Origin of the sequence: Actinokineospora enzanensis DSM 44649 (assembly GCF_000374445.1) — a bacterium.
Taxonomy (GTDB): Bacteria; Actinomycetota; Actinomycetes; order Mycobacteriales; family Pseudonocardiaceae; genus Actinokineospora; species Actinokineospora enzanensis.
Genome location: NZ_KB894412.1, coordinates 151,464 through 175,279 on the forward strand (window position 1 = coordinate 151,464; position 23,816 = coordinate 175,279).

Annotated in this window: 15 protein-coding genes; 5 read left to right on the forward strand and 10 right to left on the reverse strand. The window is 70.1% G+C overall.

Translation table 11 applies throughout. The features are described from left to right. Window positions 1–17 precede the first annotated feature (17 nt). Window positions 18–1,337 carry a serine hydrolase domain-containing protein gene (locus C503_RS0114650; RefSeq protein WP_018682966.1) on the reverse strand — a complete coding sequence of 440 codons (1,320 nt, stop codon included), beginning with the start codon at window positions 1,335–1,337 and terminating at the stop codon, window positions 18–20. An 855-nt stretch (window positions 1,338–2,192) separates the two neighbouring features. On the opposite strand from C503_RS0114650, the gene C503_RS0114655 reads away from it, so the two are divergent. Further along, window positions 2,193–2,474, forward strand: a complete 282-nt coding sequence (locus tag C503_RS0114655) for an isoamylase early set domain-containing protein (RefSeq protein WP_018682967.1) — start codon at window positions 2,193–2,195, stop codon at window positions 2,472–2,474. A 78-nt stretch (window positions 2,475–2,552) separates the two neighbouring features. On the opposite strand, the gene C503_RS0114660 is transcribed toward C503_RS0114655, so the two are convergent. Further along, a complete protein-coding gene (locus tag C503_RS0114660) occupies window positions 2,553–3,719 on the reverse strand; it encodes an MFS transporter (RefSeq protein ID WP_018682968.1) in 1,167 nt (388 codons plus the stop codon). Window positions 3,720–3,806: 87 nt separating this feature from the next. On the opposite strand from C503_RS0114660, the gene C503_RS0114665 reads away from it, so the two are divergent. Together C503_RS0114665 and C503_RS0114670 are read left to right on the forward strand one after the other, a co-directional pair. Continuing rightward, window positions 3,807–4,121 carry an ArsR/SmtB family transcription factor gene (locus tag C503_RS0114665; protein ID WP_018682969.1) on the forward strand — a complete coding sequence of 105 codons (315 nt, stop codon included), beginning with the start codon at window positions 3,807–3,809 and terminating at the stop codon, window positions 4,119–4,121. An 883-nt stretch (window positions 4,122–5,004) separates the two neighbouring features. After that, window positions 5,005–6,363 carry a hypothetical protein gene (locus tag C503_RS0114670; RefSeq protein ID WP_018682970.1) on the forward strand — a complete coding sequence of 453 codons (1,359 nt, stop codon included), beginning with the start codon at window positions 5,005–5,007 and terminating at the stop codon, window positions 6,361–6,363. A gap of 275 nt (window positions 6,364–6,638) precedes the next feature. Here C503_RS0114670 and C503_RS39380 read toward each other — a convergent pair whose 3' ends face one another. The 3 genes from C503_RS39380 to C503_RS39390 all read right to left on the reverse strand — a co-directional run bounded on the left by C503_RS39380 (window position 6,639) and on the right by C503_RS39390 (window position 12,444). Then, a complete protein-coding gene (locus tag C503_RS39380; protein WP_018682971.1) occupies window positions 6,639–7,343 on the reverse strand; it encodes a Crp/Fnr family transcriptional regulator in 705 nt (234 codons plus the stop codon). Between the two features lie 495 nt (window positions 7,344–7,838). Next, window positions 7,839–9,086 carry a S8 family peptidase gene (locus C503_RS39385; protein WP_018682972.1) on the reverse strand — a complete coding sequence of 416 codons (1,248 nt, stop codon included), beginning with the start codon at window positions 9,084–9,086 and terminating at the stop codon, window positions 7,839–7,841. 151 nt (window positions 9,087–9,237) lie between these two features. Beyond that, window positions 9,238–12,444: a S8 family peptidase gene (locus C503_RS39390; protein ID WP_018682973.1), complete on the reverse strand. Its 3,207-nt coding sequence runs from the start codon at window positions 12,442–12,444 to the stop codon at window positions 9,238–9,240. A gap of 340 nt (window positions 12,445–12,784) precedes the next feature. Between C503_RS39390 and C503_RS39395 the strand changes: the two genes are divergently transcribed. Next, window positions 12,785–13,690 (forward strand): hypothetical protein, encoded by a 906-nt coding sequence (locus tag C503_RS39395; protein ID WP_018682974.1) that lies wholly within the window; start codon window positions 12,785–12,787, stop codon window positions 13,688–13,690. On the opposite strand, the gene C503_RS0114695 is transcribed toward C503_RS39395, so the two are convergent. The 4 genes from C503_RS0114695 to C503_RS0114710 form a co-directional block, all read right to left on the reverse strand. Continuing rightward, the gene (locus tag C503_RS0114695) at window positions 13,609–15,351 is read right to left on the reverse strand and encodes a cytochrome c oxidase assembly protein (protein ID WP_018682975.1); all 1,743 of its coding nucleotides are present in this window, start codon (window positions 15,349–15,351) and stop codon (window positions 13,609–13,611) included. The two genes, C503_RS39395 and C503_RS0114695, sit on opposite strands and share 82 nt — an antisense overlap. 136 nt (window positions 15,352–15,487) lie before the next feature. Then, window positions 15,488–16,009: a hypothetical protein gene (locus C503_RS0114700; RefSeq protein WP_018682976.1), complete on the reverse strand. Its 522-nt coding sequence runs from the start codon at window positions 16,007–16,009 to the stop codon at window positions 15,488–15,490. After that, complete coding sequence (locus C503_RS43300) at window positions 16,009–19,362, reverse strand: fibronectin type III domain-containing protein (RefSeq protein ID WP_018682977.1); 3,354 nt, start codon at window positions 19,360–19,362, stop codon at window positions 16,009–16,011. The genes C503_RS0114700 and C503_RS43300 overlap by 1 nt, the downstream gene beginning before the upstream one ends. 318 nt (window positions 19,363–19,680) lie before the next feature. After that, on the reverse strand, window positions 19,681–20,466 hold the full coding sequence (locus C503_RS0114710) for a hypothetical protein (RefSeq protein ID WP_018682978.1): 786 nt from the start codon (window positions 20,464–20,466) through the stop codon (window positions 19,681–19,683). Between the two features lie 443 nt (window positions 20,467–20,909). On the opposite strand from C503_RS0114710, the gene C503_RS0114715 reads away from it, so the two are divergent. Beyond that, window positions 20,910–23,165 (forward strand): glycosyl hydrolase family 18 protein, encoded by a 2,256-nt coding sequence (locus C503_RS0114715; RefSeq protein WP_084477122.1) that lies wholly within the window; start codon window positions 20,910–20,912, stop codon window positions 23,163–23,165. 376 nt (window positions 23,166–23,541) lie between these two features. Here C503_RS0114715 and C503_RS48495 read toward each other — a convergent pair whose 3' ends face one another. Then, window positions 23,542–23,673 carry a hypothetical protein gene (locus tag C503_RS48495; RefSeq protein WP_018682980.1) on the reverse strand — a complete coding sequence of 44 codons (132 nt, stop codon included), beginning with the start codon at window positions 23,671–23,673 and terminating at the stop codon, window positions 23,542–23,544. Between the last annotated feature and the right edge of the window lie 143 nt (window positions 23,674–23,816).

Sequence of the window (23,816 nt, forward strand, 5' to 3'; positions counted from 1 at the left end):
TTCCGCTCGGTCCGCGACTACGCGGCGGCGGTGACGGCGTCTGTCCGGCGGGCGAGCCTGCCGCCCACCTGGAGCCAGGCCGGGACGCCGTCCGGCCCGGGAAGGAAGCGGCCGACCTGGTCGGTCTCGCCGGTGTCGCAGTCCCGCATGGCGAACCGCAGCCCGCTCATCGGGGTGAGGTCGGCGAAGGGCTCGCCGTCCACGGTCAGGTGCAGGTCGTGGTCCACGTGGTAGGTGGTGTCGCCGTTGGCGTAGGAGCCCGCGACGCCGCGCGGGACGGCGACCGGTTCGACCACCCGGGGCACGGGGTCGTAGTCGGTGATCGGGATGCCGAACCGGGGCAGCTCGGCGGCCAGCTCGCGCCACATCGCGAAGCCCGCGCCCGCGTTCGCGGTGAAGGCCACCACGGTGCCGGTCGACGGGTTCATCCGCAGGTGCGCGGAGGTGCCGTCACCGGTGCCGTCGTGCCCGACCACCGCGTTGTCCCCGGACCCGAACACGGCCAGGCCGAGGCCCCAGCCGTCGGCCATGCCGAACGGCTCCGCCGCGGCGACCGCGCCGCGCATGTCCTTGAGCGAGCCGGGGTCGAGCAGGTCGTTCGGCTCGTTGCCGCCCAGCGCCCGTCCCAACAGGACCAGCTGGGCCGCGCTCGCGGCGAACGCGCCCGCGGGCGCCTGCACCGGCGTGATCGACTGCGCGACCGGCCGGACGGTCCCGCGGGAACGGTTGACCGTGTGCCCGGTCACAAGATCCTGGTCGGCACCGGGCCCGATGACCCAGCGCGCGTCGATCCCCAAGGGGGACAACACGATCGCCTCGGCGGCCTCCGCCCAGGACATACCGGTGACGAACTCGATGGCGTGGCCGAGCAGCAGATAGCCCACATTGGAATAGGAGAAAGCGCTCCCGGGCGGGGCCACCGGGTGCAGACCCGCCGCGGACTCCTGCAGCAGCCTGCGCAGTGTGGGCGCGGTCACCTCGGCGGTGTCCGACGGCAGGCCCGCGGTGTGACTGAGCAGGTGTCGCGGGGTGACCCGGGCGAACCCGGGCAGGCCGGTGAGCCCGGGCGCCTGCCCGGCCAAGGGCTCGTCCAGGTCTAGGTCCCCGTCCAGGACCAGCGCCAGGACCGTGGCGGCCGTCACCACCTTGGTGATCGACCCGGTGGGCACCGCGTGCCCGATGGTCAGCGCGGTCGAGGTCCCGTGCCGGGTCACCCCGGTCACGTGCGACCACGTGTCGTCGTCATGGTGGATGGCCAGCTGGGCGCCGGGGACGAGGTGCGCGGTGGCGAGCTCGTCGACCCGGGCTGCCAGCCCGGCTCTGACGGATGCGTCCATGGATCCTCACTGGTCGAGTGCCTGGTGGGCACGGTGAACAGCACGCGCAAAACGGGTGATCCGCACGTGACGCTGATGGGGTCGGCAGCGGGAAGAATGCCCGAGCCGGAGTGTCTCCGACCGTAGTCCAGGTTCCCCGATACCGCTCGATTCAATCGTCGAACGAGCCCAATGTTGACCAGCGGCTGAGCACACCAGCTACCGCCGAACGGAGCAATCAAACCCCTATGGCACAACACCATAGCGGGCCTATAGCCGGCTCGGCGAAATCCGGCCAAACACGTTTCGACAACCGGACCGAGCATTCATAAAAAATCTTCGCAAAGCAACGACGAAGATATTGGGCCGTTCCTGTGACGCCAATCACAGATGACTGGGAGCGCTCGCGTAGTCCACAGTGGCCTGATACCAATCCTATTGGTACACAGGGAAGAGCACCTCATCGGGCAGCTCCGAACGATCCTCGCGTTCGGTCCGGCGGATACCCGCGAGTAGCTTGCACATGCATCCGCCCATTCGATTTACCGTCTCGACAATCCAATAACAGGGAATTCGCGGTTATGGGAACAGCGAACTGCGAGTAACACCCAGCCGGACCCAATGCGAGATTCGCGCCACACTCGGCACCGAATGGCCCAATATCTGGGAACGGTGGGCACCGCTAAACTCCTTGCTTCCACAACTACAACGATCTCGGTGCGGTTTGTCCGCGACACGATCCACCGGATATTCGCCGTCATTCGCCCGCGCCGACACACCCCGGACACGTCCGGGTGACGTCCCTGGTGCGCGGCGGCCGCGGCGAGCACCCTGCTTGGTCGAGGACCACCGCCGACCGTGAGGAACCGTCAACGGATGATCGACACCAGGTCACTGCCATTCGACAAGGTCCGGGTCACCTTCACCCTGGACCGCGACGACCCGCCGGGACACACCAGCGTGGTCGGCTGCTTCAACGGCTGGACCCCCGGCGCGCACCCGCTGCGCGCCCGGTCCAACGGCAAACGCTCCAGCTCGGTGGTCCTCCCGGCGGGCACCGAACTGTCCTTCCGCTACCTCACCGACGGCGGCGTCTGGACCGACGACCCCGCGGTGACCGCCCGGGACCAGCACGGCAACCCGCGCATCACCGTGTGAGCACGGCGAAGGGCCGGTGCCTCCCCCTCCGGCACCGGCCCTTCGTCCACGGGTGGAGACCCGTCTCCACCCGTCGCCCTACGCGGCCACCAGCTCCGCCCGCTTCGACGCGACCGGCCGCCCGGCACGCACCAGCAGCACGAACGACAGCGACGCCACCACCGCCGCGACCGGCGGGAGCGCGACCACGCCCCAGGCCGAGACCACCACGCCACCGACCACACCGGACAGCCCGACCCCGAGGTAGATGGCCGAGGCGTTGATCGACAGCAGCAGCCCGGCCGTCTCCGGCGCCAGCTCGATCAGCCAGTTCTGGATCGGCGGGTTGGTCGACCAGGTCGCCATCCCCCACAGGCACAGCGCGACCGCCGCGGTGACGGCGGTGACCGCGGTCAGCGGCAGCGTCGCCAGCAGCACCACGAAGGCCGTGAAGGAGTAGAGCAACGGCCTGCGGCTGCCGAACCGGTCGGTGACCCGGCCGCCCAGCGTGTTGCCGATCGCGCCACCCACCCCGTAGGCGAGCAGCAGCAGACTGATCACCCCGCCGTGCAGACCCGCCGTCTCCGACACCAGCGGCGAGACGTAGGTGAACACGCTGAACGCGGACAGGCAGCCGAGCACGGTCATGCCCAACACCATCCGCACCCGCGCGTCGCCGAGCACCGCGAACCGCTCCCGGATCCCCACCGCGGGCGGCGGCTCCACCGCGGGCAGCCACACCGCGCTCGCCACCGCGGCGATCACGGTCACGCCCGCCACGATCCCGAACACGCCCTGGTAGCCGAGCGCGCCGCCGAGCAGGTTCCCGGCGGGCACCCCGACCACCAACGCCGTGGTCAACCCGCCGAACACGATGGCGACCACCCGCCCACGCCGCTCCGGCGGGTTGATCGCGGTCGCCATCGCGGTCGCGACCGGCGTGAAGACCGCCGCACCGAGCGCGCTGAGCACCCGGGCGCCGAGCAACAGCTCATAGTTCGGCGCCACCGCGGACAGCGCGTTGCCCAGCGCGCTCACCCCCAGCGCGGCGATCACCAGCCGTTTGCGCCCCCAGCTCCCAGTGGCCGCGGCCAGCAACGGGGACGCGATGGCGTAGGCGATGGCGAACGCGGTGAGCAGCAGCCCCGCGCTCGGCAGCGACACCTCCAGCTCCCGGCTGATCTCGGGCAGCAGCCCCGAGATGATGTATCCGCTGGTCCCCACGGTGAACGCGCCCGCGGCCAGCAGGTAGGTGCGCGACGACATCCGGCCCCCTCCGTGCCCTGATCCAAGTACGACTGCGATCGTACTACGACGCTCGCCGAACTACGAAAGATTTCGTACTATGGATCCGTGACCGCCATCGCCGAGCTACCCCACCCGACCCGGGAAGACATCCGGATCGAGGCGGTCCTGCACGCCCTCGCCGACCCCATGCGCCTGCACCTGGTCCGCGTCCTGGCCACCCTCCCCGAGGGCGTCCCGTGCGGCTCCATCGAGCTGCCCATCTCCAAGTCCACCCGCACCCACCACCTGCGCACCCTCCGCGAGGCAGGCATCATCCGCATCCGCCCCGCGGGCACAGCCCGCATCACCACCCTCCGCCGCGACGACCTGGACGCCCTCTACCCGGGCCTCCTCGACGGCGTCCTCGCGGCCCGCCAGTAGAGGTACCAGCGGGGTACGACACCCCCCATGCCGGACGCGCACCGAGCCGATCAAGACAAACCGACACGTTCACGACGCCATGGGGCGAATGTCGCACTCCACTCACGCTCGTGCCGCCCGGCCGCGAGCGCACCCGTGGAGACACCCCCGACGCCCAAGGCACCTCCCCGACTCCCCGAGCCACCTCGCCGAGTCGAGCCCCACAGCCGAGCCCTGCCATCGGGCTCCGCCACCGCACCCAGCCACCGCACCCAGCCATCGCGGCCTGCCAACGCGCCTCGCCACCGAGCCCCGCCGTCGAGCCCTGCCAACGCACCCGGCCGACGCACCCGGCCACCGAACCCCGCTGTCGAACCCCCGCTGTCGAACCCCACCACGATGAGTCCACCGGAAAGCAGGCCCCGCCCCACCAGGGGGCGGGCCCACAAAAAGGCAAGCTAGGCGACCTCGCCCGCTGTCAATATCCCCCGACCGTGAGCTGTGGATGGATCGGCAGCTTGTGGACAACCCACACCGCCCCCGAGCCCAGGCGACATGCCGCCGCCCGCCGGGGCCACATGATCCTGTGCCCTCCGGGCGCGAACCCCAGGGCACACCCCCACCCACCCGGGGGGCAACCCGCCCAATACGTGAAACCCTAGGCGATCTTGGCGGTTGTCAATATCCCCCGGTCGGGAACTGTGGATGAATCGGACCGGCTGTGGACAATCCCGGACGCCGAGCGACCGACCCGGGCCGACAACGACGTCCGACGACCCGGTGCAGGCACGTTCGCGACAAGGTCGACGGCTACCGACCGGCCGGACCGGTGATCACCCTCATGGCCGATGTTTCGGCCAATCCCCTCCGGTGATGGCATCTCCGGTCGCGGCGCGCCCCATGATTGCCGCGCAGTGGGCACGACGGCGAGGGGGCAGGCACCATCGAGGGCCGCGAGATCATCACCATGACACCGCGGTGGCTGCGCGAGGCGGGCCGGTTGGCCGCCGAGCACGGGCGGACGCGGACGGCGAGCGCCGTGGAGCGGCTCGCGGCCGGGCGGGAACGGCAGTCGTGGCGGGTGGCCGTCGTCGGCGCGGCCGGGGCGGGCAAGTCCACGCTGGTGTACCGGCTGCTCGGCCGGGACCCGCTGCCCGGGATGGAGCTGGTCGAGGCCCCCTGGGATCCGGCAGGCCCGCCCTCGGAGGCGGTGACCGACACCGACGCGGTGCTGCTCGCCATGCCCGCCACCGGCGTGTGGGGCGCCGCGCAGTCCCGGCTGGTCGAGGACGCGGTGGCCGCGCACGTGACGTCGCTGGCCGTCGTGGTGACCATGCTGGACCGCCTCGGCGCCGCCGAACGCGGCCGCGTGCTCACCTACATCAACGCCCGGGTCGGCCGCGTCGTCCTGCTGTCCGGTCCCGGCCCCACCGCGGACGACCCGGCACGCACCGCGCTGCGCTCCTATCTGGTCGACTCAGCTCCGGCGGCCGACCGTGCCCGCCTGCGCGCCCGCCGGATCGCCGCCCAGGTCGCCGACCAGTGCACCGCCATGGCCACCAGCGCCACCGAGACCATCGCCGACGCCCGCCGCGTCCACAGTGGCCAGACCAGGGACCCGGACGCGCGCACCCCGGAGGACCGCCGCCGGGACTCGGTGCGCGCCCGCCTCTCCGCCCGCCAGCTTGCCCTGATCGGCCGCGTCGGCGACCAGCTGCGCACCGAACGCACCGCGACCCTGTCCCGTCTGGAAACCGCGATGTCCCAGGCGAACAACCCCCGCTCCTGGTGGCGCGTGGACCTGCCGGGCCTGCTGCGCGCCGAACTCGCCGCGGCCGCCGAACGCACCGAGACCCTCATCCGCGCCACCGTGACCGACGACCTGACCTGGCTGGAATCCGAGCTGGACAGCACACCCTGGCGCCCGGCCGAACCCAGCCTGCGCGTCGAGGAAGCCCACCCGCTGGCCGAGATCGTCGCCAGCGGCCCCGGCGAACGCGTCCCCATCCCGCACCCCGGCGACTCGGTCGGCACCCTCGCCGCGACCGTGGAACAGGCCACCACCCTGCTGATCAACCGCACCTGGACGCTGCTGGCCGCCACCTACGAACCCCTGTTCACCGACCTGGCCACCAAACAGGCCGAATCGGCAACCGCCCGCGCCACCTCCCACCAGGACAACGACCGAGTCGACTGGCACCGCCTCGCCCGCGCCGCGACCGCCCTGGCAGGCGCCATCAACGCCGCCCTACGAAGCGCTTGATCCGCCACTCTCCCGGCACTCGCCGACCTGACCGCAGACCCTGTCGGCCCCACCGCACAGGTCCGGCACACCGCTGCCCGACGATGCCCCGGTTGTCCACAACCCGCCGAATCCATCCACAACCCGCCCGCACCCCCTCTTGACAAGCCTCCAAAGCCGATAGCCTCGAAATGGGACCTCAAGCCCCTGGGAAGGGCGGGGCGCGCGCCGCGGCGAGTTGTCGATCTTGCGTCGGTTCGGCGGCCGGGACCCGGCGCGTCCGCGGGTGCGGGCACTCACCACACGCAGTCCATCTGGGACTCGTCGCCTGCCAGTTCGACCAGGGCGACGGCGTCGGTGACCACGACCCGGCGGTAACGGGTCTCGACGATGCCGTTCACCCGGAACTGCCGCAGTGCCCGCTGCACCGACGGGACCGACGTGCCCGCCAGCGCGGCCAGCTCCGGTTGGCTCAACCGCACCGGGATCGCCGCGCCGTACTCGTGCGGCAGGTCCTTGGCCAACAGTTCCGCCAGAACACACGCGACCCGCCGTTCCGCCGTGTACCCGGCGAACTCGGTCAGCCGCCGCGTCGTCCACCGCTGCTTCACCGACACCGCACGCAAAACGGCCCGCAACGCGCCGCCATGTGCGGTGAGAAAGGACAGGAAGTCCTCACGCTCGATCCGGTGCACCACCCCCGGCCCGGCCGCGCGCACCGACACCGCGCGCGGTCTGCTCTCGAACGCGCCCAGCTCGCCCACCAGGTCGCCACCGGACCGTACCGCGATCAACGCCTCGTCCCCGCTCGCCCGGCTGGCGTGCACCTTGAACCAGCCGAGCAGCAGCACGTAGACATGGGTCGCCGGATCCCCCGCGCGTAGCAACCGGTCTCCATCCCGCACGCGCACAGACTTGCCGAGCGCCAGCAGATCCCGGCGGATGCGATCGTCCAGACCGCCCAGCAGGCTCGCTGGCGGCCACCGGCTCGCGAGAGTCATCGGCCCACCATTCCCGTGGTAGACACAGTTGCCGATCACACTTTCCCACTTGCCCGGTCGAAGTGGTCCACTACCGGCGAGCGTCCCCTGAACGGCGCAGGGGAAGGAGTCCACTTGGGTGGCGCGGACCACCATTGGCCACCTGCCACCCGATCCCCCGGAGCCCCGGCCGACCACCCCCGACGACGCCATCCCCGCCCTCTGGCGTCGCGGGCGCACCCTCGACGCGGCCGGAGCCCCGCACCCCCGGCCCGACCCGACGAGCTGGTTGCGTCCGGCAATCCCGCGCCCTCGGCTTCGCCACCCTTGATGCCGCCACACTGCACGTTTGACGATCAGCCTTCGGACTGCGCCTGGACCCTATAGGCTCTCTTTCCATTTCGAGATCGGTCTACTGATTGCCAGGACAAGAGGCAGGTAGGGTCGCCAGTCCCATGTGACGGGCGCGACCGGGCCTCGACGGCGGAAACGCGTCGAGGCCCGGCTCCAGTCCGATCAGACCGGGATCATGCCCGCGAACAGCAGCAGGTTCGGCGAACCCGCGCCCGGACCGACCACCACGCCCGGGGTGGCGTTGGCGGTCAGCGCCGTCGCCGTCTGCCAGGCCGAGTCACCGGGGAAACGCTGCCGCCACAGCGCCGCCGTGCCCGCGACGTGCGGGGCGGCCATCGAGGTGCCGCTGAGGGTCTGGTAGGCGTTGTCGGCGGTCGCCCACGCGGAGTAGATGTTGCGGCCGGGGGCGAACAGGTCGAGGCACGTGCCCCAGTTGGAGAAGGACGAGCGCGCGTCGTTCGGGTCGGTGGAGCCGACGGTGGTGGCCGCCGGGGTGTTGGCCGGGGAGAACGAGCACGCGTTGGCGTTGCTGTTGCCCGCCGCGACCGAGTAGTGCACGTTGGCGGCGACGGAGTTGGTGACGGCCGTGTTCAGCGGCGGGAACGGGCCGCCGCCGAGGCTCATGTTCGCGACGGCCTTGCGGTTGTTGAGGATCGAGTCGTTGGTCACCCAGTCGACGCCCGCGATGACGCCCGCCGCCGTGCCCGAGCCCGCGCAGTTGAGTACGCGCACCGACACCAGCTGGACCTGCTTCGCGACACCGACCGTGGCGCCGCCGATGGTACCCGCGACGTGGGTTCCGTGGCCGTTGCAGTCGTTGCCGGGCGGGAAGGTTCCCCCGACCGTGTCGATGCCGTAGATGGCTCGGCCGCCGAATTCCTGGTGTGTGTAACGGATCCCGGTGTCGATGACGTACGCATACACCGACGGCGCGGTGTTGGGGTAGAAGTACTTGGTGTCCAACGGGAGCGAGCGCTGGTCGATCCGGTTGAGGCCCCAGGACGGCGGCGCGTTCTGCACTCCGAGCGCGTCGGCGGTGATCTCCTGGTCCTGGGCAACGTACTCGTAGGCGGTGTCGGTCGCCATCTTCGCCGCCTGGTCGGCCTTCGCCTTGACCGCGAAGCCGCGCAGGGCGGTGGTGTAGGTGGCGGTGATGGTCACACCGTACTTCTGCGTGGCCTCGGTGGTCCGCCGCTTCACCACGTCGGGGGACGCGTTGCCGTCGGCGAGCACCACGATGTAACTGTCCGGCACGACATTGCCGGTGTCGGCGTAGAGCACCACTCCGGCCTTGGTCGCCGGGGCCGGGGCGGCGGCACCGGGAACAGCGCCCGCGATACCGCTGATGGCCAACGCCAGACCGGCGGCGAGCGCCGATCGTCGGGACAGCTTGCGGAACCTCTCGTTCATCTCGCACGGCCTCCTGGGTGGGACGTCAGGGAAGGCCCGAGCACACCGCACCCCGGTTGTGACGCGGTTGCGACCGCCGCGTAACCACCACAGGGTCATTTCACGCACCCGGACAGCCCAATGCCGGGCACGCCGATCGGTCCTTTCCCGGTTATGCCCCGTAGGCGCGGATAACCGTTTGCTCGATTGACGTGCCCGCCGTGTCGACCGCCTTCGCCCGCAGGGAGACAAAGCGGGTGCCCTTGGGCGAGGTGACGGTCGCGGCACCGTCGGCCACCGGGACGTCGACCCAGGTCTGGCCGTCGTCGAAGGAGGCGGCGACGGTGAGGCTCGCCAGTGGCGCGGTCGGTGCCTGCGGTTGTCGCCGCACAGTCACCGGAACGCGGACGGTCCTGGTCGTCGCGTGGTTTCGGGGGTCGAGGTTCTCCGGCGCGAATCGGACACCCATCAACGGCAGCAGCGCGCCACCCTTGAACGACTGCGGCCGAATGGAGTCGAAAGTCCACGCGCACCGCACTTCCGTGCTCAACGGCGCGTCGCGCACGGCCTTGGTCTCCAGGCGGTAGTTCGCCTTCTCCGGCGGCACGTCGAACACGCCTTGCCCGGGTTGGGTCGACTGGCCGATCAATACGCCTTCCCGATAAAGCTCACTGGAGCCGGATTTCACCGGGGATTGGGCCATGCGACTCAGGGAATCGGTGAACAGGGGGACGCCGAAGGAAATCTGGTCGTTGACCCGCACGGCCAGCCCGGTGCGCGGCACGGCGGGTCCGAAGGTCGCGGTGTTCCAGTCCTCCCGGTAGGTCTGGCCGGGCACCTGGTCCAGGGTGTCCGTTGTGGACGTGAACTCGGTGATCGTCTGCTTGCGGGTCTGCCGCCATTGGTCGAACTCGGCCGACCAGGTCCCGTCACCACCGTGGAACTCGGTCCGGCTGGTCGGCAGGGTCATCGGCAGGCCGAATCCGGAGCCGCTCTGGAAGGTCGGATTGGTGACCAGCCACAGCTTGGTCCCGTTCCGTTGCGCCTGAACCTGGCGATAGGTGCTGTCGACCCGCGCCAGGTCGGTGTCGTCCACATGTCGGCTGAACCCGGTCGGCAGTTCGCCTGCCTGGAACCAGGCGACGTTATAGGTGATCGGCGCCTGGTTCACCCCGCCCGTGGGGTCGGGTATGTAGAAGCCGCCGCCGACATCGGCGCTCACGTTGGGAATGGGGCCACCGAGCTGGGCGGTGAATATCCGCTCGAAGGAGTCACCCAGGACGCTCGCGTACAAAGTCCCCCAAGGCAATCGACGACCATATCCGGTGCCGACGGTCTGGGATCGCACTCCGGGGTGCGAGAAGTCGATCGTGATGGGTTTGGCGAGCGCCGCGTCCAGGGTGACCGAGGTGTCCCGCGTGACCTCCACCGTCGGCTGAACCACCTTGTGCGACGCGATCCGGCCGTCCGGCAACGGCGCGGAGATGACGGTGTCGAGGTGATAGGTCCCCTTGCGCACCCGAACGGTGTCGGCACCCGCGATCGTCGGAAGTGGACGGTACCGGTCCGCGCTCACGCCCCACAGCAGCGTGAAATTGCTGTCGGAAGGCGCCCCGCTCGGATCAATCGTGTGCACGGTCAGGTCATAGCTCTCCGACTCCCGATCTACCGCGACCGGCGTGGTGATCCGCTCCACGCCCCCTTCCGCCACCACCCACGCGCTGTAGGTCGCGTCCGGCGCGGAGACCTTCGTGTCGGTGACGACGTCGACCGTGCTCCGCCCGGCAGGCGGCACCGTGACATCCTGCGTCGACAATCGGAACATTCCCGCGGGTGCGTTGCCCGCCAACGACAGTCGCAGCACCAGCGGCACGGTCGCGGTGTTGACGTAGGTCAGCTGCTTGGTCACCACGGGATCGTCCTCGTGCGGCCACGCCTGCCGCCCCACCGAGACCACCGCGGGCTCGGTGTACCCGACCTGGCCGACCACCCGCGCCGCGTCGACCCGGCCCGCCCCCTGCTGGAACGCGCCCGGCCCGTCCAGCCGCTTCGCCGCCGCCACCAACGCCGCCTTCAGCCGCGGCGCGGGCCAGTCCGGGTGCCGCTGCACGAGCAGGGCCGCCGTGCCGGCCACGTGCGGCGCAGCCATCGAGGTTCCACTGAGCGAGGTGTACCGATCTCCCTTCTTCCCGAGGCTGGAGTACTTCGACCGAGCCGCCGTGATATCCACCCCCGGCGCCACGATCTCCGGCTTCACCGCCGCGTCGTGCACCCGCGGCCCCTGCCCGGAGAACCCCGCCAACCGATCCGACTTGTCGACCGCCCCCACCGCCAACGCCCCATCCGCGCTGGCCGGGGAAGACACGGTCTCCGCCCCGTAACCCCCGTCATTGCCCGCCGCCACCACGAACAACGCCCGATCGCTCAGCCGGTCGATCGCCGCCTCGATCGGGTCGACGTCGGCGGTATCGGGCCCGCCCAGGCTCAGGTTGACGATCTTCGCCCCCGAGTCCACCGCCCACTGGATCCCGGCCAGGATCGCCGACTCGGCACACCCCGATCCCCCGCACACCTTCCCGACCAGCAACCGCGCGTCCGGCGCCACCCCGGTGTACCGCCCCTGGGAGGCGGCCCCCGTCCCGGCGATCGTCGACGCCACATGCGTCCCGTGCCCGTCGGTGTCCTCGGTCTCCTTGCCCTCCCCGGTGAAGTCCTTCGCCGCCGCGATCTTCCGCCGCAGGTCGGGATGCGTCCCATCGATCCCGCTATCCAGGACCGCGACCTGCACCCCCTTCCCCGTCCACCCCGACTTCCACGCGGTCGGCGCCCCGATCTGCGGCACGCTCTCGTCCAGGCTCGGCTTCCGCACCCCGTCCAGCCACACCCGCCCCGCGGCCCGGTTCCGCACCATCCCTTCCCAGAAGTCCACCGCGTCCGCCTTGGGCAGGGACAGTGTCTTAACGTCCACAGTAGACAGAACAATCCCGGCCCCAGGCGCGCTCGCCGGCAGGATCAATGGGAGATCATCCCGCCGCTCGTCCCCAAACCCATCCCGGATCAACCCGGCCACATCGAACAACCGCCGATCGAGGTACCCCGACCCCAGAAACCCCCACGCGTCCCCCGGCACCACATCCAGCGCATCCCCATGCACTGCCGTCGCGAACTGCATCCCCGCCCGCCCCGGCCCCGGATCGACGGCGGGCACCAACCGCCCACCCACCCGCCGCACCGTCACATGATCCCCGGTGACCAGGGTGACCGACCCGACGAACGTCGCCACCGCCCCGGCCAGGCCCTCCTCCTCCCCGGCCGCAGACCCGACAACCCCACCCAGCCCGACCAGCACCGCCACCAGGAGCACCAGAATCCGCCGCATCCCCCCAACGAAGCCGACTCCCCACCCCCCGTCCAGCGTCCGTTCGTAGGTTGACGTTCCCTTCCCACCCCACAAAATTCACTCTTCCCAGCGACAGAAGTTATCCACACCCCCACCCCAACCCCCCACAAGCCAAGATCCACTGCCACCCCCACCCGGTAGAATGGCCAGCGGGGGCTCCCCCAGTGGAGCGGCGGGCTTTGGTGGTTGGGGGTCATCCGGATGTCGATCAAGCGCTGGCCGTCGGCGGAAGGTCGTTTCCACTACCGCAATAGGTAGTCCTGTCGCGGGCCGACAGATCTGAACGCACTCTCAGGCCGTTCGGGTGACACTTACGGACATGAGGTGGCAGCAGGCGAGGCCAGTGGAACGCGCGGCCTTCATCGTCGGAGGTGTGCTGTTCGCGAGCGGGTTGGCTCACGTCGTCATCCTGTTGGTGACCGGCGGGTCCTGGCTCGGCCCGCTCTCCTTTCGCAAGCCCGCCACGTTCGGCCTCTCGTTCGGGCTCACCCTGGCCACGGTCGCCTGGGCGACGTCGTTCGTCACGGTCAAGGGCCGGACGCTGCTGCTGAGCCTCTTCGGCGGCGCGAGCGTCATGGAGGTCGTGCTGGTCAGCTTGCAGGCCTGGCGCGGGGTGCCATCGCATTTCAACTTCGAGACGCCGTTCGACAGCGGAGTGTCCATGGCGCTCGCAGCCGGGGGCGGAGTCCTGGTCCTGACAGCCGTTCTCTTCACGATCTCTGCCATCACTGGCGCGCGCGCCGCCTCACCGACTATGCGAGTGGCGGTGCGGTTCGGGATGGTCGCGTTGATAGTCGCCCTGGGGACTGGTGCCGCGATGATCGCGAGCGGGGTGGCCCAGGCGCGCAGTGGGGATCCGCAGCTCGCGTATACAACGGCGGGAGCGCTCAAGCCGTTGCACGCGGTGGCGATGCACGCGATCCTCGTACTGCCCGTGCTCGCGTGGTTGCTCGATCGCACGCGGTGGGCCGAACGTGACCGTATGCGGCTGTTGTGGGCGGGCATTGTCGCCTACTCGGCGCTCATCGTGGTGGTCGGTGTCGAGTCGATCACCGGGGTCTCGCCGCTGCAGCCGCCCGCCGCTGTCGCCGTGGCATCCGTGGTGGCGCTGGTCGCGTTGGTCGCGGTCGGGTCGGTGGCACTTTACGGGCTGGTGCGCGCGGGCGCCCTGACCAGCGGTTCCACCGGGACGCGCTCGGCCCGCCGGGTCGACAGGACCGCATAGCAGGCGAGTGCGGCGGACGTGGCCATCATCAGCCACCCGGCATACACCTGGTCCGCCAGCAGGTCGTGCGGCCAGTCGAACGCGAGCCGGGTATAGAACCCGCGTCCCAACGCGGTTTCGCGGCACAGCAACACAAGCCCGCACAGGCCGTGCGCGAGTGCCACTGTCACTACCGGTGTCCGGCTGGTACGCGCGAACAACGCGAGTCCGGCGATAAGTGAACTGCCCAGCACGACCAGGCGCGCCCAGTGCTGTCCGGCAATACCGCCGTAGATACCGAACCCGTACAGGACAACGGGGATCACCGCTGCGGCATAGGCAGCCACATCGGGCCGAGGAACCCAGATCGCCAACGGTCCCGCGAGCGCAAGCGGCTTGCCTCGCGCGAGCAGGAGCGGCACGAGGAGTCCGACGAGCAGCTGCACGCCGATGTGGGCACTGAACACCGCAGGTTCGTACTTGCCCAGACCGGAACAGGTAGCCACGAACAGCAGGGCGCAACCGACCAGCCACGCCGCAGTGCGCTCTATCGGCCACGGATCGGTGCGGCGGTTCAATCGGTAGAGGTACCAACCGGCTGCCGCCACTGCCGCAGTGCCGAAAACCAGGTCCGGTCGCCAGTCCGACAGCACCTGGGACAGGCTCGGCGGGTGCGGCAGGGGGAACCCGACAAGCACCTCGGTCGCCGACAGACGGGTTCGTGGACCGACAGGGGCGGGTGTGCGGCTCAGGCCGACAGCGATGCCGACCGTGAGAAGCATGACCAGGACCTCGACGGAGCCCAACCTCAGGAAGGCGCGCGGCTCGCCTCGTGCAAGTCGGGCCAGTGTGTGCTGCCTGTGCAGGTAGCCGAAGACTCCCAACAGGATGATCGCGGCCGTCTTGGCAAGAACGAGCACCCCGTAGCGGGTAAACAACTCGGTCAAGGACAGTCGCAACGACGCGTTGACCACACCGGTCACGAACATTGTCGACCAACAGGCCAGCGCTATCGCCGAGTAACGAACGGCAGCACTGACCGCGTATCGGCGGCGGGCGATCAGTAGGAGAGCCACCAACCCGCCGATCCACACGGACATCGCGACCACATGCAGCGCCAGGCTGTCGCTGGCGATGTCGTGGTCACCACCGGACGACGAGTGTCCTGTCAGCGCTACCGGCGCGATACCGACCAGGGTCGCCGCCAGCAGGATGACCGGTCGCACATCCATGCGCGTGCCGATCCACACCAACGCGGCGATGTTGGCCACGACCAACCACGCCAACGCCACCGAGAACCGGCCCACCATGGGCGCGAGCACGGACAACACACCCGACAGCGGTTGTCCTAACGCGTCGGAAACGGTCAGTACGACCATCGCCGCCGATAGCACTGCCCACCACCCGGCCGCGCGACCAGCGAACCGCACCGCGGTCTTGCGGTCGGAACCGACCGGGATCAACACGGACGCGGCCAACAGCGCGCCCACGACCAAGACGGCCGCGATCTCGCTGACCGTGCGAACCCCGGGCAACGCGGCCCGCACGAACGGCCCCGCGTCCGGCAACCCGGGCAACGGCGGCGGCGCGGCGGCGGTGATACCGACCGCGAGGACACCCGCGGCGACCAGCCCGACACCCAGCAACGGGGCCAGACCCGCCCGACTCACGGTGCGATCCATCCACAACCCTCGCGATCCATCCACAGGCATCCACTGCCCCCTCCCCGGCACCCCGCCCGCCGGGCAATCTGGTCGAGACGTCCCCGGGCGACCGGTCCGGGGCTTTCGAGCGGAGGCAGGTCGTGCGACAGGGTGATTACGGGCGTCCGTGGCCGCGGTCGGAGGAGATGACCTCGAACGAGGAGATCTTCCAGTCGTCACCGACCCGCACCATGGTCACGGCGTCCACCAGGGTGAGATTCGGCCGAACCAGGGTCACCGTTACCCGCGCGCCCTCCGGCGTGGTCGTGGTGTCCCCGACCTGGAAGGACAGCAGAGAGTCGGCCTTGGCCCGCGCGCACAGCCCGTCCACCGTCCCATAGCTGCCCACCACGGGCGCGGTGAGCAGGCCGAACGCGGTCGGGCAGTCCTCGTCGATGGCGGCCTGGAAGTAGCCCGCCACCGCGTCGGCCGGGCCGTCGCCGGACCCGCCGAACAACCACACCTGGGCGGCCACGGCGGCCACCACCGCCACCCCGACCCCGATCCGGACACCCGGTCGCCGCGCCGCCGACGACCGGGCGGCCCCGGACGGTTCCACGCGCTCGATGACCTCGGTGACCACGACCGGGGTGCCCGGGGTGAGGGTGCCCGGGGTGGGATCGGTCGGGGTGGTCATCAGCCGTGCCGGAACACGACGGTGGTCATCATCCAGGGCGTGCTGGCCTTGGTGTTGACCGTCGCGTTCGGACGGGTGCCGAGGGCCGCGGGCTGGTCCTCGATCAGCATCTCCATGTCCCCGGCGGGCGAGGAGTTCAGCCGAGCCGTGTAGCCGGTGCCCGCGGTGAGCGGTCGGCTGAAGCCGGAGTCGACGTACAGGCCGACGGCCAGCTCGTCGGCGGCCGTGGTGGCGGCGGTCTGCCCGGAGCTCGCCAGGGCCCCGCTGCCGACCGCGGACACCACCTGGTCCACCGCGCCTGTGCCGGAGGCCAACGACAGTCCCGAGTACTCGACCGCGCCGACACCGATGTCGGCCGACGACGACGCAGAGGCGGTGATAGTCAGCTTCGTGCCACCACCGGCGGTGACCGGTGCCGTCCACACGCTCTGTTCGGTGTTGTCCGAGGCGACCACGGCGGCCACCTTGGTGTACACGTTGCCAGCGGAGTCGCGGACGCCGGTCGCCCGCGCGCCCGAGGTGTTCCAGACGCCCACCTGGACCACCATCCGGTCACCGACCTGGACGGCCGAGGGCGTGGTGACGGCTCGTTCGCCGCCGGGGCCGCGGCCGGAGACCTGCTGCACATAGCCCGGGATCGGCGTCGCCGACGGGGTGACCGCGTTGGACGGTCCGGACGGTCCGCTGGTGCCGATGGCGTTGGCGGCGGTGACCCGGAACGTGTACGCGGTGCCGTTGGTCAGCCCGGTGACCTGCGTGGACGTGCCGGTCACGGCGATCGGGGCGAGCGCGGCGGCACCCGCGTACGGGGTGACGGTGTACCCGATGATCGGGCTGCCGCCGTCCCCGGGCGCCGACCAGCTGACCGTGGCCGAGCCGTTGCCCGCCACCGCGGCCACGCCCGAGGGCGCGGACGGCGCGGTGATGGACGGCAGGATCCGCACGGTTTTCGCCACCGACGGCACCCCGGCGTCGTTCACCAGGAACAGCATGTAGTCGCCGGGCGGGGCCAGGGTCGCCCCGGCGGGCGTCTGGATGTCGAGCTTGCCCGCGCCCTTGGTGTACTGCAACGGCACGAACCGCTGGTCCATGTCGCTCTGGTGGGTGTCGGCGCCCATGGACACCAGGTTGACCGCGCTGATGTTCGCCGCGTCCGGAGTGGACACCGAGATCGTCTGCGCGTACGCGGTGGACGCGGGCGCGCCGGTGATCGTCGGGCGCGGGCCGTTGGACAGGTACGGCGGGGAGTAGATCTGCGCGGAGAGCTGGCCGGGCACGGTGGCGCTGATGTGGTGGCCGCCGCCCGCGACCAGCACCCGGCCGTCCGGCATGAGCAGCGCGGTCTGGTGGTACTGGCGCGGCACCGCCATCGACGCCGCGGTGGACCACTGCTCGGTGGCCGGGTCCCAGATCTCCGCGGTGAGGATGTTGGTGTTGAGCTTGCCCTGGTCGCTGGACGGCGCGCCGCCCACGGCCAGCACCTTGCCGTCGGCCATGGTGGTCAGCGTGTGGAAGTCGCGCGCGATGTTCATCGACGCGGTCCGCCGCCAGGCGGGTGTGGGCGCGGTGAGGTCGATGACCGCGGTGTTGGCCATCGCGGGCGCGCCGTCGGAGACGGTGGTCGACCCGCCGCTGTAGAGGATCTTGCCCGGCCGGTACATGGTGGACGATCCGTTGACCACGCCGCTGGCGCCGACCGGGGTCCAGGTCTGGTTGTCCACGTCCAGCCAGTAGGAGACGTCCTCGGACGGCCCCATGGTGAACACCTTGCCGTTGGGGGCGAGGTAGGCGAACGGGTACTCCACCTCGTGGATCTGCGAGGTGTTCACATTGGACAGCACGGTCCAGGTGTTGTTGCCCGGGTCGTAGACCTCGGGGTGCTCGGCCCAGGTGTAGGCGTCGGCGGTGTTGCCGCTGATGGTCACGTACCGGCCGTCGGGCAGCTCGGTGATGCTCGGGTACCAGCGCGGGTAGTGCATGTCCGCGACCCGGCTCCACGCGTTGGTGGCCGGGTCGAAGATCGTGGTGTCCTTGATGCCCAGCTCGCCGGTGGAGACCACGCCGTAGCCGCCGACCACGAGCACGCGGCCGTCGGGCAGGTGCGCGTTGGCGGCGCAGAAGATGCTGTCCGGGGCGGTGATCGTGGTGAAGGTGTTGGCCACCGGGTCCCACAGGTAGGTCGGCTCGGGCTGGTGCCAGCCGTCCCACAGGATGTACTTGCCGTTGTTCAGCGCGATCATGTGCACGGCGACGAACGGCCAGTTCATCGCGGGCGCCCACTGGCCCTGCGGGGCCGCGCTGGGGGTGACGGCGTTGGACGGCGCCGAGGCGGCGCTGGTGCCGACCGCGTTGGTCGCGGCCACGGTGAAGGTGTACGAGGTGCCGTTGGTCAGGCCGGGGACCTGGGTGGTCGGCGTCGAGCCGCTGAGCACGATGGGCGCCTGCGCGACGCCCGCCGCGTACGGGGTGATCGTGTACGAGACGATGGCGCTGCCGCCGTTGGGCGGCGCGGTCCAGCTCAGCGTGACGGTCCCGTTCCCGGCCTGGGCGACCACGGAGGTCGGCGCGCCGGGCGCGGTGGGGCCGTTGGTGCCGCCGCCGGTGCTGTCCGCGGCCTTGAAGACGACGGTGGCCATCAGCCAGGGCACGCCCGGCCCGGTGGACACGCCCGCGTTGGGCTGCTCGCCGATGCCGACCGGCCGGTCCGCGGAGACGAACTCCATGTCCGAGGTGGGCGAGACGTTGACCCGCTCGGTGAACCCGCTGCCCGCCGCCAGGGTCTGGCCGAACCCGGAGTCGGCGTAGAAGCCGATCGCCAGGCCGTTGCCCGCGGTGGTGGCGGGCGTCGCCCCGGAGCTGACCACGCCCGCGACCGTGGTGGTGCCGGTGGCCTGCGCCTGCTGGTCGACCACGGTGGCGTCGGCCGCGGTGGCCAGGCCGGAGTACTCGGTGACGCCGACACCGATGTCGGCCTTGGCGGTCGGGGTCACGGTGATGGCGGGCTTGGTGCCGCCGCCGTTGACGACCGGCGCGCTCCACACGCTCAGCTCGGTACCGTCGGCCGCGACGACTGCGGTGAGCTTGGTGTAGGTGTTGTTCGCCGCGTCCTTGACGGTCTTGGCGGTGGCGTGGCCGCTGCTCCAGATCCCGACCTGCACGACGATCCGGTTACCGGCGACGACCGCGTTGGGCAGGGTCACCGCCTTGCTGGTGGCGACCGCCCGCGCACTGGCCTTCTGCACGAAGGCGGGGGTGACCCCGGCGGCCAGCCCGGGTAAGCCGAGCGTCACCACCAGGAACGACAGCAGAACCGCCAGTGCGACGCGCGCCCGGCGGGGGCGAAGGAATCCCATGAACCGTCCTCGACCGAAGTTCCATGGCCGACCACGCCGGCGTGGCTTACATCGCGCCGTGCGGACGGACGTTTCGGGAAGTAGGCGAGGATTTCTCGATTAGGCCGAACAGCGGTACCCGAAACGAATTCCCTTGTCCCCCAGGGAATTTCTCACCATCGAGACTTCGGGACGAAGACTGCGAAGGTATAACGGCAAAACGGACAAAGTCGACGCCATTGCCTGATCCGTGGCGATGGTGGCGCTATCCGATGAACGTGCGCCCACCAAGCCGGGAACGATGCCGGGCGGGGAAGTGGGGGCGGGCGGCGGGAGAAATCAGTTATTGTGCAGGCCGCCGTGCAGGTGGCCGACCTGGATCGCCGTCCCGGTGTGCACTCCGTTCATCACGTTGTGCACATCCCCCGCCGCGGGGACCCGCTGCCGCAGGTCGGCGCCCGCGGCACCTTCCTCGCCCACGATCTCCGCGCCCGCGGCGACCAGCCCGGAGCCGACGAGGTCGCCGCTCATGACCGGCACGTGCAGATAGGCCTTGGTGGACAGCTCCTTGACCCGGACGTCCGTCGGCGCCACGTTCAGCCGGACGTAGCCGGAGTCGACCACGTCGTCGTAGACCCGGCCGGACAGCAGGACGGCGAAGAAGGTGCGGTCGGGGTCGGAGCGCCTCAGCGCGCCGCGCAGGACGTCGGCCTCCAGCAGCCGGTGGGTGTTGACCAGCGCGCGGCCGCCGCCGGGCATCAGGACCGGGCCGACGTGCAGTGCGCCGCGCAGGCGCAGCCGCAGGCCGCGGTCGCGCTCGCGGAGCCGGACGTCGCGCTCGGCGAGCACCTCCTGCAGTGCAGGGAACAGCCTGCCGATGACCCCGGGCAGGTACTTGGTGTCGAACCCGATGCCGACGCCGTCGCCGGTGTCCTGCGGGAACAGCCTGCCCTCCCAGACGTGGCCGAGGCCGCAGCGGGCGAAGGCGAGGCCGAGCACGTCCGGCACGGCCTGGGCGAGCACCTGCTGGGCCAGGTCCGGGTTCGAGCCGTACCGCTCGGTGTCCACGACCAGCACCGCCCGGTAGGGCGGCAGCTCGACCTCGGTATCGGACGGACCAGTCACCGCGGCACTCCGTTTCCCCGTGTTTCCCCGTCGACGCGTCTGCGCTTACACCGTACTGCGCCGGGCCCGCCGTGGAGATGACAGTTCCTGGTCGTTTCCGGCCGGCTCGGCGTCCGGACAAGCCGGTGGGTGAACCGGTGGCCAAGGCCGGGAGAGGTCCAGCACGGAGCGTGACCGATAATTCGCCCGAAATGTACTCTTTTTCGCGCCGAATACCCCCGCCGGAATTCTGTGAATTCCCACTCCGGCCCAGCGTCTCGACGGTCTACAAACAACCCTGGCGAGCCAACCGCCCCTGATTCCACGCATCCCGGACACCGTTCCGACCCCGATCAACTGGTGATTTCCGAGACGCGTATTGGTCTAGACCTAAACCGATCCACCCGCTAGATTCATTGTGGTCTAGACCACACGGCATTCCGCTCAACCCTGGAGCCAACGCCATGAGACGCACCCTTCGTCGCTTGTCCACCGCGGCGGTGAGCCTCCTGCTGGCCACCTCCGCCCTGATCACGCTCCAAGAACCGGCCTCGGCGGCGGGCGCTCTCCGCGCGACGCTCGTTATGACCGGCACGACCGGGGAGTACACGGTCGTCAACAACGGCAGCAGCGCGGTGACCGGCTGGGCCGTCACCTTCGAGCTGCCCGCGGGCGTCACCGCCACGGCGAACGCCAACTCGAAGGTCAGCCAGACCGGCACCCGGGTCACGCTGAGCCCGGAGTACTACATCAACACCCTCCAGCCGGGTCGCTCCACCTACCCGTACAACCCGTCGTTCCGGCTCAGCGGCTCGGCCACCCCGGCCAAGTGCCGGGTCGACAACGCCAACTGCGATGGCACCCCCGACACACCGCCCGCTGCCCCGGCGAACCTGCGCGCGACGGTGAAGACGACCAAGACCATCACGCTGGCCTGGGACCCGGCCGGGATGGGCTCGCTGCCCATCAAGGACTACGACCTCTACCAGGACGGCAAGCTGGTCAAGACGGTGGTCGACCCCACCGCGTCGATCAGCGACCTGACCCCGGCCACCGCCTACAAGTTCACCGTCAAGGCCAAGGACACCAACGGCCTGGCCTCGGCGGAGAGCGCACCGCTGTCGGTGACCACCAACAACCCGTCCGACGACACCCAGGCACCCACCGTGCCCGCGGGCCTGCGCTCCACCGCGGCCGACTCGGGCAGCGTCACCCTCGCCTGGACTGCGTCCACGGACAACACCGGCGTCGTCGCCTACGACGTCTACCGCAACGGTGAGCTGGCCACCACGGTCACCACCACCACGGCGAAGGTCACCGGCCTGGCCCCGTCCTCCACGTACAGCTTCACCGTGCGTGCCCGCGACGGTTACGACAACGCCTCCGCGCAGAGCGCCCCGATCTCGGTCAAGACCACCGACATCGTCGCAGGCTACGCGCGGGTCGGCTACTTCGTGCAGTGGGGCATCTACGGCCGCCAGTTCTTCGTCAAGAACCTGGTGACCACCGGTGCCGCGGCGAAGCTGACGCACATCCTCTACGCGTTCAGCAACATCGACCCGACCAACCTGACCTGCCTCACCGGCGTCACCAAGAGCACCACCGCGGACCCGGAGGACCCGAACCAGGGCGACGGCGCGGGCGACTCCGAGGCGGACTACTCGCGGCCGATGTCGGCGAGCCAGTCCGTCGACGGCGTCGGCGACACCGGCTGGGAGACGCTGCGCGGCAACTTCAACCAGCTCAAGAAGCTCAAGGTCAAGTACCCGAACCTGAAGATCCTGATGTCGATCGGCGGCTGGACGTACTCGAAGTACTTCTCCGACGTGGCCGCCACCGACGCCTCGCGCAAGAAGTTCGTCGCCTCGTGCATCGACGCCTACATCGACGGCAACATCAAGGCCTACGGCGGCGCGGGCGGTCCGGGCACCGCGGCGGGCATCTTCGACGGCCTCGACATCGACTGGGAGTGGCCGGGCAGCGGTGACGGCCACCCGGGCAACCACTGGTCGGTCAACGACAAGGCCAACCTGCTCGCCCTGATGAAGGAGTTCCGCGAGCAGCTCGACGCCAAGAGCAAGACCACCGGCAAGCGCTACGAGCTGCACGCCTTCACCCCCGCCGACCCCGGCAAGGTGCAGGCGGGCTGGGACATCCCGAAGATCTTCGACTACCTCGACGTCGCGAACGTGCAGGGCTACGACTTCCACGGCTCCGGCAGCGACAACTCGTGGGAACCGAAGATGACCGGTCACCAGGGCAACCTGTACACCGACCCGGAGGACCCCTACAACAACAAGTTCAGCGTCGAGGCCGCCATCAAGGCCTACACCGACCGCGGCGCCAACCCGCGCAAGCTGACCCTCGGCCTCGCCTTCTACGGCCGCGGCTGGCAGCAGGTCGTGGACGGCGGCAAGAAGGGCGCCTGGCAGCAGGCCAACGGCGCGGCACCGGGCCAGTTCGCGGAGGAAGCGGGCACCCGGGGCTACAGCAACCTGCTGGCGAGCGTGCCCAACTGCCCGATCCAGCACAACACGGCCATCGTCGCCACCTTCTGCTACACCGGCAACAACGGCCAGTGGTGGACCTTCGACGACCCGTGGTCGATCCAGCAGAAGACCGCCTGGATCAAGTCCAAGGGCCTCCTCGGGGCCATGGCCTGGGAGATGTCGGGTGACCCCGGCACCCTCATGACGGCCGTGGACACCGGCCTCAAGTAGGCCGACCGCCGGACCGACAGCTCCGGAACCGGAAGTGCTCCCCCGCCACCTCGGCGGGGGAGCACTTCCCCTTTTCCGGGGTTCGAGGAGCTACTGCGCGACCGCGTCCTGGACCCCGGGGAATCGTCGGCGGTGAAATCGAAGCCGGTCGGGGTGACCTTCGAGATCGTGTAGACGCGATCCCCCGCCGTGGCCAACGGGATGCCCACGACCCGGCTCATGGTCTGGAATGCGTCGGGTGCGCGCGTCAGCCCGCAGAGAATGCGGCCCAGCTGCGCGGCGTCCCCTGGTTCGAAGTTCGGCACGGCCAACCGCAGGCGCATCCGTTTCCGGTTGTTGCTCCAGCCGGACCGACCGATCCGGCTCCGCGCGGTCGTCAGCTGGAGCCGTTGCGCGGCTGCGCACTGCCCGCGACCGTGCCACCTGCGCTTTCCGGGATCAGCGCGATCGACGCGCCGTCGGCCCACACCGTGAAGTCGGCATTCAGCGCCGTGAGATCGTCGCGCATCGCTCGCACCGTGTTATTACACCCTATGGGGTGACGGTTACACCTATCGGTGGGTGACGAACATCCCGGTTGCCGTGTACAGAAAGTAAGTGGGAAGACCTGGGGTGCCACTACTACCGGGTGACGTGGCACCATCTGCGCAC

Excerpts from the sequence above, each read along its gene's own strand:
- C503_RS39390 (WP_018682973.1), bottom strand. The coding sequence starts at position 12,444 with ATGCGGCGGATTCTGGTGCTCCTGGTGGCGGTGCTGGTCGGGCTGGGT.
- C503_RS0114655 (WP_018682967.1), top strand. The coding sequence starts at position 2,193 with ATGATCGACACCAGGTCACTGCCATTCGACAAGGTCCGGGTCACCTTC.
- C503_RS43300 (WP_018682977.1), bottom strand. The coding sequence starts at position 19,362 with ATGGGATTCCTTCGCCCCCGCCGGGCGCGCGTCGCACTGGCGGTTCTG.
- C503_RS39395 (WP_018682974.1), top strand. The coding sequence starts at position 12,785 with ATGAGGTGGCAGCAGGCGAGGCCAGTGGAACGCGCGGCCTTCATCGTC.
- C503_RS0114660 (WP_018682968.1), bottom strand. The coding sequence starts at position 3,719 with ATGTCGTCGCGCACCTACCTGCTGGCCGCGGGCGCGTTCACCGTGGGG.
- C503_RS39385 (WP_018682972.1), bottom strand. The coding sequence starts at position 9,086 with ATGAACGAGAGGTTCCGCAAGCTGTCCCGACGATCGGCGCTCGCCGCC.
- C503_RS39380 (WP_018682971.1), bottom strand. The coding sequence starts at position 7,343 with ATGACTCTCGCGAGCCGGTGGCCGCCAGCGAGCCTGCTGGGCGGTCTG.
- C503_RS0114700 (WP_018682976.1), bottom strand. The coding sequence starts at position 16,009 with ATGACCACCCCGACCGATCCCACCCCGGGCACCCTCACCCCGGGCACC.
- C503_RS48495 (WP_018682980.1), bottom strand. The coding sequence starts at position 23,673 with ATGCGCGACGATCTCACGGCGCTGAATGCCGACTTCACGGTGTGGGCC.
- C503_RS0114715 (WP_084477122.1), top strand. The coding sequence starts at position 20,910 with ATGAGACGCACCCTTCGTCGCTTGTCCACCGCGGCGGTGAGCCTCCTG.
- C503_RS0114650 (WP_018682966.1), bottom strand. The coding sequence starts at position 1,337 with ATGGACGCATCCGTCAGAGCCGGGCTGGCAGCCCGGGTCGACGAGCTC.
- C503_RS0114695 (WP_018682975.1), bottom strand. The coding sequence starts at position 15,351 with ATGGATCGCACCGTGAGTCGGGCGGGTCTGGCCCCGTTGCTGGGTGTC.